At 72.2% G+C, this 10,341-nt stretch carries 5 protein-coding genes; 2 read left to right on the forward strand and 3 right to left on the reverse strand.

Going from position 1 to position 10,341, the window contains the following annotated elements; all coding sequences use genetic code 11:
• Window positions 1-550, forward strand: a 550-nt coding sequence (locus E1182_RS25745; protein WP_132269945.1) for a class F sortase, incomplete at its 5' end; no start/stop codon positions are given.
• 54 nt (window positions 551-604) lie between these two features.
• Here the strand turns inward: E1182_RS25745 and E1182_RS25750 are convergent.
• On the reverse strand, window positions 605-5,662 hold the full coding sequence (locus E1182_RS25750) for an NAD-glutamate dehydrogenase (RefSeq protein ID WP_132269947.1): 5,058 nt from the start codon (window positions 5,660-5,662) through the stop codon (window positions 605-607).
• A 292-nt stretch (window positions 5,663-5,954) separates the two neighbouring features.
• Here E1182_RS25750 and E1182_RS25755 point away from each other — a divergent pair, with 292 nt between their 5' ends.
• Window positions 5,955-7,913, forward strand: a complete 1,959-nt coding sequence (locus tag E1182_RS25755; RefSeq protein WP_132269949.1) for a penicillin-binding transpeptidase domain-containing protein — start codon at window positions 5,955-5,957, stop codon at window positions 7,911-7,913.
• A gap of 37 nt (window positions 7,914-7,950) precedes the next feature.
• Here E1182_RS25755 and E1182_RS25760 read toward each other — a convergent pair whose 3' ends face one another.
• Window positions 7,951-9,225, reverse strand: coding sequence for an arginase family protein (locus tag E1182_RS25760; protein ID WP_132269952.1), 1,275 nt, complete (start codon window positions 9,223-9,225; stop codon window positions 7,951-7,953).
• A gap of 106 nt (window positions 9,226-9,331) precedes the next feature.
• The gene (locus E1182_RS25765; RefSeq protein WP_132269954.1) at window positions 9,332-10,261 is read right to left on the reverse strand and encodes a tetratricopeptide repeat protein; all 930 of its coding nucleotides are present in this window, start codon (window positions 10,259-10,261) and stop codon (window positions 9,332-9,334) included.
• Window positions 10,262-10,341: the final 80 nt, after the last annotated feature.

The raw sequence follows: 10,341 nt of genomic DNA on the forward strand, positions 1-10,341 counted from the left end.
TACGACCCCGGCGTGGCAGGCCGACCCGGACACCGCCGCCCGCCTGTCGGGCGGACGAGCCGACACCGACGAGACGGTCGGGGCACCACCGCTGCCCCGCTCCACCCCCACCGCCATCTCGATCCCCCGCATCGGGGTCGAGGCCGAGGTCATGACACTCGGCACCAACCCGGACGGCACCGTCCAGGTCCCTCCGCTGGAGCAGGCGCAGCGCGCCGGCTGGTACTCCCCCGGCGTCAGCCCCGGCGAGGCCGGCAACGCGGTGATCGTCGGGCACGTCGACTCGGCGAAGCTCGGCCCGGCCGTGTTCTTCTCGCTCGGCTCGCTGACGAAGGGCGACACCATCACGGTGTCCCGGGCCGACGGCACGCGCGCCACCTTCACCGTGGACGAGGTCCGGTCGTACCCGAAGGACACGTTCCCCAGCGAGCTGGTCTACGGGCCGGGTGACGTCCCGGCGCTGCGGGTGGTGACCTGCGGCGGGGTGTTCGACAAGGCTGCCGGGGGCTACACCGACAACGTCATCGTCTTCGCGAGGATGACCTCCTGACGCCCGCACGGCGTGCCTCCGGGCGCGAGCACCGGAGGCACGTCGACGGACGCCTCAGGCCGCGGCGGAGGTCCGCACCAGGGTGCGGATCTGGCGCAGCAGCACCGAGAGGGCGGCCAGGTCGGCCCGCGACTCGTCGAACTCCCCCATCGCCCGGCGAGCGCGGTGGATGGAGGTGGCGTTCGACTGCTCCCACTCGCGTACCCGGTCCTGCGCCGGCAGGCGGTCCGGGGTGGAGTCGAGCACCTCGGCGGTGAGCGCGGCCAGCGCGGCGTACAGGTCGTAGCGCAGCGCCATCCGGGCCAGCGTCTGCCAGCGGTCCTCCCGGGGCAGCAGGGAGATCTTGGACAGCAGGGAGTCCACCCGGAACAGGTCGGACAGGACGAAGTAGACCGAGGCGACCTCGTCGACGTCCCGTCCGCTCGCGGCTGCGGTCTCCACCACGTCCAGCAGGCCGAAGCTGTACATCAGCCGGGTGGCCTGCTCAGCCAGTTGTCGGGGCAGCCCTCGTGCGGTCATCTCGTCGATGTGCGCGGCCAGCGACTCGCGTTCCCGGCCGTGGAAACGGGTCTCCAGGTCGGGCAGGAGCCGGGCCACCCCGGACCGCAGCCGGTCGATCTCCGCCGGCACGTCGATCGGCGAACGCCGGTTGGTGACCAGCCAGCGCACCGCACGGTCGAGCAGTCGCCGGGTGTCCAGGTAGACGTTGGTCTGCACCTCCGGGGAGACCTTGTTGTCCAGTGCCTCGACCGCGTCCCACAGCTCGCGCAGCCCGAACACCTCGCGCACCACCACGTACGCCCGGATCACGTCGGCCGGCGAGGCGGCCGTCTCCTCCACCACCCGGAAGACGAACGAGATGCCGCCCCGGTTGATCGCCTCGTTGACCAGCACCGTGGTGACGATGTCCCGGCGTAGCCGGTGCCGGGCCATCCGGTCGGCGAACCGCTGGCGCATCGGCGTGGGGAAGTAGTTGACCAGGACGTCGGTCGTCCACTCCTCGTCCGCGAGCCCGTCGGCCAGGATCTCCCGCTCCAAAACGATCTTGACGTACGCGAGCAGCACCGCGAACTCCGGCGCGGTCAGCCCGGACTCGGCGCGGACCGCCAGTTCCTCGTCCGGCGGCAACGCCTCCAACGCCCGGTCGAGCTGGCCGGCCCGCTCCAGCTCGTTGATCATCCGACGGTGCACCGGGAGCAGGGACGTCGCCTGGGCCTGGGCGTTGTTGATCGCCCGCGCCTGGTCGTAGTTGTCCCGCAGCACCAGCTCGGCGACCTCGTCGGTCATCTCGGCGAGCAGCTGGTCCCGCTCGGCGATGTCGAGCACCCCGTCGGCGACCGCCGTGTTGAGCAGGATCTTGATGTTCACCTCGTGGTCGGAGCAGTCCACTCCCGCCGCGTTGTCGATGAAGTCGGTGTAGAGCCGGCCGCCGGCCAGGGCGTACTCGATCCGGCCGAGCTGGGTGCAGCCCAGGTTGCCGCCCTCACCGACCACCCGGCAGCGCAGGCTCCTGCCGTCCACCCGGATCGCGTCGTTGGACTTGTCACCCACCTCCGCGTTGGTCTGGCTGGAAGCCTTCACGTAGGTGCCGATGCCGCCGTTGAAGAACAGGTCGACCGGCGCGGTGAGAATCGCCCTCATCAACTCCTGCGGCGACAGCCGCGTCACGTCGTCGTCGAGGCCGAGCACCGTGCGGACCTGCGGCGAGATCGGCACCGACTTGGCGGTACGCGGGTACACCCCGCCGCCGGCGGAGATCAGCTTCGGGTCGTAGTCCTCCCAGGACGACCGGGGCAGGTCGAACAGTCGCTTACGCTCCTGCCACGAGGTCGCGGCGTCCGGATCCGGGTCCAGGAAGATGTGCCGATGGTCGAAGGCGGCCACCAGCCGGATGTGCCGCGACAGCAGCATCCCGTTGCCGAACACGTCGCCGGACATGTCGCCGACGCCGACCACGGTGAAGTCCTGGGTCTGGGTGTCGTGGCCCAGCTCCCGGAAGTGCCGCTTGACCGACTCCCAGGCGCCCCGGGCGGTGATGCCCATCTTCTTGTGGTCGTACCCGGCGGATCCGCCGGAGGCGAACGCGTCGCCGAGCCAGAACCGGTGCGCCGCGGAGATCTCGTTGGCGATGTCGGAGAACGTCGCCGTGCCCTTGTCGGCCGCCACCACCAGGTACGGGTCGTCGCCGTCGTGCCGGACCACGTCGGTGGGGGGCACGATCTCCCCGGCGACGATGTTGTCGGTGACGTCGAGCATCGCGCCGACGAACTCCTGGTAGCAGGCGACCGCCTCGTCCCGGTCCCCCGGCTTCCGCTTGAGCACGAAGCCGCCCTTCGCGCCCACCGGCACAATCACGGCGTTCTTCACCATCTGCGCCTTGACCAGGCCGAGCACCTCGGTGCGGAAGTCCTCCCGCCGGTCGGACCAGCGCAGGCCGCCCCGAGCGACCGGCCCGAACCGCAGGTGCACCCCCTCGAAGCGGGGTGAGTAGACGAAGATCTCGAACCTCGGCCGTGGCGCCGGCAGCTCCGGGATCGCCTGCGGGTCCAGCTTGAACGCGACGTACGACTTCGGCCGCCCGTCGACGCGCTTCTGGTAGAAGCTGGTCCGCAGGGTGGCCTGGATCAGGGTCAGATACGACCGCAGGATCCGATCCTGGTCCAGGCTGGCCACCTCGTCCAGCGCCTCGCCGATCGCGGCGACGAGTTCGCCGCTGCGCTCCCGGCGCTGCTCGGCGGTCGCCGCGCCCGGGGCGAACCGCACCTCGAAGAGTTCCACCAGCAGCGCCGCGATCCGCGGGTACGCGATGAAGGTCTGCTCCATGTACTCCTGTGAGAAGACCGTGCCGGCCTGGCGCAGGTACTTCGCGTACGCCCGCAGCACCACCACCTGCCGCCAGGTGAGACCGGCACGCAGCACCAGCTCGTTGAAGCCGTCCACCTCGGCCTCGCCCCGCCAGGCGGCGGCGAAGGCGTTCTCCACGTGCGGGCGGACCTCGGCCAGCTCCTGGTGCCCCTCGGGCAGCCGCAGACCGAAGTCGTACAGGAAGACCCGACCGTCGATCCGGTCCACCTCGTACGGATGCTCGTCGACCACCTTGACGCCGAGCGAGTGCAGCACCGGGAGCACGGCGGAGAGCATCATCGGTTCGCCGTACCGGTAGACCTTGAACCGGACGTCCATGGTGTCGTCGACGTCCACGCCCCGGCCGCCACCTGTCCGTGGCGGGAACTGCTTGCGGAACAGGTGCATCTCCAGCTGGCCGGGCTCCTCCAGCAGCTCCAGCTTGGCGAGGTCCTTCATCGCCTCGTACGGGGTGTGCCCGTCCTTGTAGCCCTCCGGGAAGGCGTCAGCGTACCGCGCGAACAGGTGTTTGGCCTGCTCGTCGCCGAGCTTGCGCTCCAGCACCAGCCGGTAGTCGTCGTCCCACAGCCGGGTCGCGTCGGCCAGCTCCTCGGCGAGCAGGTCGGCGTCGATGTCGCCGGGCGGGTTGGTCGGGTCGGTCCGGACGATGAAGTGGACCCGGGCCAGCATCGACTCGGTGACCCGGGTGGTGTAGTCGACCCCGACGCCGTTCAGCTCGCGCAGCAGGATGTCCTGCATGCGCAGCCGGTTCTGGGTGGTGAAGCGGTCCCGGGGCAGGTAGATCAGGCAGGAGATGAACCGCCCGTAGGCGTCCCGGCGCAAGAAGACGCGCAGTTGCCGGCGGCCGGCCATGCGCAGCACGCCGGTCACCGCGTGGTACAGGTCGTCGGTCTTGATCTGGAACAGCTCGTCGCGCGGGTACGTCTCCAAAATCTGCAGCAGGTCCTTGCCGGAGTGGCTGCGCAGGCTCAGCCCGGAGCGGTCCAGCACCTCGGCGACCTTGCGCCGGACCACCGGCAGCTCCTGCACGCTGGTCCGGTACGCGGCGGTGGAGAACAGGCCCAGGAAGCGTCGCTCGCCGACCACCGACCCGGTCTCGTCGAAGATCTTGAAGCCGATGTAGTCCAGATACGCCGAGCGGTGCACGGTGGCCCGCGAGTTCGCCTTCGTGATGATCAGCAGGCGCTTCTCCAGCACCTTCTCGTGCGCCTCCGGGTTCATCGAGGACAACGACCGGGCCTCCGGGGAGTCCGACCGCAGGATGCCCAGGCCGGTGCCGAGTACCGCCTCCAGCGCCGGGCCGCGGCCGTCGGCGCGGTCCACCAACCGGTACTCCCGATAGCCGAGGAAGGTGAAGTGGTCGTGGGCCAACCAGCGCAGCAACTCCACCGAGTCGGTGATGTCCTTCTCCGGCACCGGCGGGCGGTTGTCCGAGGTCCGCGCGGCGGCCAACTCGTCGGCCAGGGCCAGCGCCCGCTGGCGCATCTTCGGCCAGTCCTCGACGGCCTCGCGTACGTCGGTGAGCACCCGTTGTAGTTCGCGGCGGAGCTTCTCCCGCTCCTCCGGGTCGCGGACCGGGTCGGTCTCGATCCGCATCCAGCTCTCCACCAGGTCGCCGGCGATCGCGTCGTCCGGCTCGACGTCGGCGCAGACCTCGGTCAGCCGGCCCAGCGGCTCGCGACGGACCACGACCAGCGGGTGCACCAACAGGTGCACGTCCAGGTGATGCGAGTTCAGCAGCGCCGTCACCGAGTCGACCAGGAACGGCATGTCGTCGGTGACGATCTCGATGACCGTGTGGTGCTGCTCGGCGTCGGGTGAGTGGATACGCAGCTTCAACTCGCCGGGCACCCGCTGCTGGGCCAGCTCCCGGTGTGCCCGGGCGGCCGTCAGCATCTCCTCGGCCGTGAACCCGATCAGCTCCTCGTCCGGGGCGAACCGCCAGAACCGGCTCACCAGGGTCGCGGCGTCCTGGTCGTCACCGGCCAACGCCACTGCCTGCGCCACCAGGCGTTCCGCGTTGGGCACCGGCTCGTCGAGTTCGCCGTCCTCCCCGTCCGCGCCAAGCACCTCGGTCGGCAGGCTCAGGTCATAACGGGCGTCGGATCTCGAACCGGCCAAGCCGGTCACTCCTGTGTCGAGTCGGCCGAAGCCGTCCCCGTCGGTCGCCGAATCGAAGCTGTCGTCCCGGCCGGTATCAGCCTGCCGGAGGTCGGGTCCCGGTTTGATCGCCGGACGCCGGTCCATCGGTGCCACTCCCCTCGACCCACCGCGTTGTGGGTCACTCTGCCGCCCAGCCTAGGGCCTGCCCTTCGGCCCGTACGTCGGCGGACCACCGGCCGGACGTCCGGTTCGGGACTGTCGTCCTTTCGCCTGTTGCAGATCCGTGGTCGGCCGGTCGCCGAGTACCCCGACTGGCGATGTTCATCACACCTGCGTCGGATCGTCTTCACGCAGCGTGCCGGCATGCCGGTCGGTACGGGAAGTCGGCCCGTACTAGCCTGCGGGGCGGCGTCGAGACCACGGAGGTGTAAGGCTCATGAGCCTGTCGTACCCGTACCACCGGTTCCGCACTCCGGCCCGCCGGAGGTTCGCGACGCTGGCCGCCACCGTGCTGGCCGCCGGCGTGCTCGTCGGGTGTTCCGACGGTGGCGGGCCGGAGCGCGACGTGGATGCGTTCCTGGCCGGGTGGCGCTCGGGCGACCTCGACGCGGTCGGCTTCCGCGACCCGACCGGCACCCGGCTGCCCGCCGATCAGGTGGCCGAAGAGCTCAAGGCGCTCTCCGGGGAGCTGGCGGCCACCCCGCCCACGCTGCGCCGCACCGGCGAGGCCACGGTCACCAAGGACATCGCCACGGTGCCGATCCGGGTGGAATGGTCGCTGCCGGGCGGAGCCACCTGGGCGTACGACCGCCCGCTGCGGCTGCGTCAGGGCAAGGGCGACCAGTGGCAGCTGATCTGGGAGCCGCAGATCGTCCACGAGCAGGTCGAGAAGGGCGACCGGTTGACCCTGCGCCGGGAGCGCCCCACCCGCGCCGCCGTCCTCGACGCGGCCGGGCAGCCGATCGTGGCGCCCCGCCCGGTGGTCCGGATCGGGGTGCAGCCCGGCGAGGTGGACGACCCTACCGCCCTGGCGAAACGGCTCGATGCCGCGTTCCGGGCGGTCCGGCCGCCGATCACCCCGCCGGTCGACGTCTCCGACCTGCCCCGCCGGCTCAGCGCCGCGGAGCCGGACGCCTTCGTCGAGGTGGTCACGTTGCGCCACGAGGCGTACCGGCAGATCAAGTCGCGCATCTACGACCTACCCGGCACGAAGTTCGCCACCGAGCAACGGGACCTCGCCCCCACCCGGGAGTTCGCCCGGGCGCTGCTCGGTTCGGTGGACGAGGCGCAGGCCGACGACCTCGCCCGGCACCCCGGAAAGTACGCCCAGGGCGACCAGGTCGGCCACGGCGGCCTCCAGGGCCGGTACGACGACCGGCTGCGCGGCGTGCCGGGGGTCGCGGTGCTGATCGCCCGCAACGGGGCGGACGGCCGCCCGCTGCCCGGGGTCGAGGTGTACCGGCACGAGCCGACCGCGGGGCAGCCGCTGCGCACGACTCTCGACGTCGCCACCCAGAACGCCGCCGACGGCGCGCTGCGCGGCGAGAAGCGCCGTTCCGCGCTGGTCGCCGTCCGGGTCAGTGACGGTGCGGTGCTCGCCGCCGCCAACGGCCCCGGTGCGGCCGGCGAGAACCTGGCCTTCACCGCCCAGGTGCCGCCCGGCTCCACCTTCAAGATGGTCAGCGCCCTCGGCCTGCTGGACAAGGGCGCGGTCACCGCCGGCACCACGGTGGACTGTCCGAAGACGTTCGTGGTCGACGGCCGCTCCTTCAAGAACTCCGACGACTTCGCCCTCGGCCCGGTGCCGTTCCGGACGGACTTCGCGAAGTCCTGCAACACCGCCTTCACCGCGCTCGCGCCGAAGCTGGGCCCCGACGGGCTCGCCGGCGCCGGCCGCACTGTGGGCCTGGAGGGGCAGTGGGACCTCGGGATGGACGTCTTCACCGGCCGGATCTCCGCCGACGGCGGCCCCACCGAACAGGCCGCCGCCGCGATCGGCCAGGGCACCACGCTGGTCAGCCCACTGGCCATGGCCGGCGCCACCGCCGCGGTGGCCCGGGGCCGGTTCGAGCAGCCGAAGCTGGTGACCGACCCCGCGCCCGCGAAGCCGGCCGAGCCCGGACCGCAACTGAAAGCCGAGTCGGTCGAGCCGTTGCGGGCGATGATGCGCGAGGTGGTCACGGCCGGCACGGCCCGGGCCCTCGCGGACGTGCCCGGTGCCCCGGTGCACGGCAAGACCGGCACCGCCGAGTACGACAACGACCCGTCGCACACGCACGCCTGGTTCGTCGGGTGGCGGGGTGACGTGGCGTTCGCGGTCTTCGTCGAGCAGGGTGGGTCGAGCACGTCGAGCGCGGTCCCGATCGCCGAACGGTTCCTCCGCGCCCTGCCCTGACCCTAACCGCGTAACGACCGAGGGCCGCGCGGCGCGTTCAGGCGATCGCGGGTGGCGGACCGTCGGCCAGGGGGAGGTCCTCGCCCGGCGTGGGCAGCCGGCGGAGCAGGCCCGGCCCGGCGGACGCGGGCGGCCCCACGGGTTCGACCGGCGGCACCGGCATCGGGCCGACGGGTTCGACGAGCGGCGCCGGCCCCGACGGGATGGCACCGTCCACCGCCGCCGTACGACCGGCCGGGCCCCCCGCCGCGGCACCGGCCGAATCGGCGGGTGGTCGTAGGCCCAGCAGCGTGTTCGTGCCGTCCGGCCGACCCGGCAGGGCCTCGCGGGGCCCCGGGCGGTCGGTGTCGCGCACCCGCTGCGGTGGTGGGGCCAGCAACCGAGGTGGCGCCGACTCGGGCGCGCAGACCGGGGCCAGCCCGGCCACGACGGTGTTCACGATCTCGGCGGCGTACGTGCCGTCCGGGTCGTAGTCGGGGTCGAAGACGGTCAGCTCGACGCCGAGACAGTGTGGGGTGTCCACCAGCCCGGCGAGGAGGATCTCCAGTTCGGCGAAGGCGATCCCGCCCGGGTCGGGCGCGTCGACCGCCGGCATCACCGCCGGGTCGAGCACGTCCACGTCGATGTGCACCCAGTACCCGACGCAGTCCTCCAGTTGCTCGTGCGCCCACTGTGCCGTCCGCGCGGCACCCGCGGCGCGCAGCGCCGGCACCGGACGGTTGATGATCCCGGCAGCCTGGAGGTCGAGACGGTACTCGTCCTGGGCCCGGATGCCGAGCACCACCACGTCGATGTCGCGGAAGTACGGCCGGCGCCCCTCGATGGCGGCCAGGTCGGCCTGCCCGCGCCCGGTCACCAGGGCGAGGTCCTCGCCCGCCGCCGCGCCCACGTAGGAGGCGTTGCCGGGGTGCCGGAAGTCGGAGTGCCCGTCGACGAAGACCAGCCCGATCCGCCCACCAACCGCCTCCCCGAGCCGGTGCATGGCCAGCGCCGAACCGAGCAGCACCGAGCAGTCGCCCCCCAGTACCAGCGGGAACTCGCCCCGGTCGATGATCGCCCCGATCCGGTCGGCGAGCGCCACCGAGTACGCGGAGATCTGTCGGGCGTGGCAGACGCCGTCGCCGGGACGCCAGTCGCCGGGGTCGTACCGGGGTGGGGTGAGGCAGCCGGCGTCGCGGGCCCGCAGCCGGGCGATCAGATCGTGGTCGCGCAGCGCGCCGGGGGCCTTGGCGCAACCGGGCACCGAGGTGGACGTGGGTGGGCGCAACCCCAGGTTAGTCGGCGCGTCGAGGACGGCGATCCGGCGCATCATGGCTCCCGTCCTCAACGGTCGGGCGGGCCGGCCGGTACGCCGGCCCGCGCTGGCGTGCTAGAAACTCGGACTCGTGGGTCAGGAACTCGCCCCGGCGGGCGGGACCTCAGAACAGCGCGCTGGCCAGGGCTCGCCGGGCCGAGGCCACAGCCGGGTCGTCCGGGCCGGCGACGGTGAACAGCGAGACCAGGTGTTGGCGTACCTTCTCCCGGTCGTCGCCGGCGGTCCGCCGGACCAGGCCGACCAACCGGGCGTACGCCTGCTCGGCCAGACCGCCCAGCACCTCGATGTCGGCGGCCAGCAGTTGGGCGTCGACATCGTCAGGTGCCTGCGCGGCGGCGGCGAGCGCGGCCTGCGGGTCGGCCCCGGCCACCCGGCGGGCCAGGCCGACCTGGGCCAGGCCCGCCTCGGCCGCGGCGTCCGCCGGTGACTCGGCCAGAATCTTCCGGTACGCCCGCTCGGCGGCGTCCAGGTCGCCGCTCATCAGCGCGTCGTCCGCCTCGTCGAGCCGAGGGTCCTCCGGCTCGGCGACGGTGACGCCACCGGCCTTGAGGATCGCCTGGATCCACTGGCGGAGCTGGGCCTCCGGCACGACGCCGGAGAACGCGTCGATGGGCTGGCCGCCGACCACCGCGTACACCATGGGGATGCCCTGCACCCGGAACATCTGGGCGATGCGGGGGTTGGCGTCCACATCGACCTTGGCCAGCACCCAGGTTCCGCCGCCCTCGGCGGCCAGCCGCTCCAGCACCGGGGAGAGCTGCTTGCAGGGCTCGCACCACTCGGCCCAGAAGTCGACGACCACCGGTGTGTTGAGCGAGCGCTCCAGGACCTCCGACTGGAAGGTCGCCTCGGTCACGTCGACGACGCTCACGGCGGCGCCGTTCGGGCCGGCGGGGCCGCCCGGCAGGCCGGTGGGCGGACCGGCCTGCGCCGGTGTGGCGGGACGGGCGGTGGCCGGTGGGGTGCTGCGCAGTGCGCTGAGGTCGACCGCGCCGCGGGTGAAGATCGACGAGGTCATCCGTGGGTCGCTCATGGTTACCTAGTCTCGCACGGACGCCGCCGAACCCGGATCAACCGCGACGGCGACAGTTGCCACTCTCACCGCTGCTCACC

The sequence above is a fragment of the Micromonospora sp. KC721 genome (assembly GCF_004348355.1).
GTDB lineage: Bacteria > Actinomycetota > Actinomycetes > Mycobacteriales > Micromonosporaceae > Micromonospora.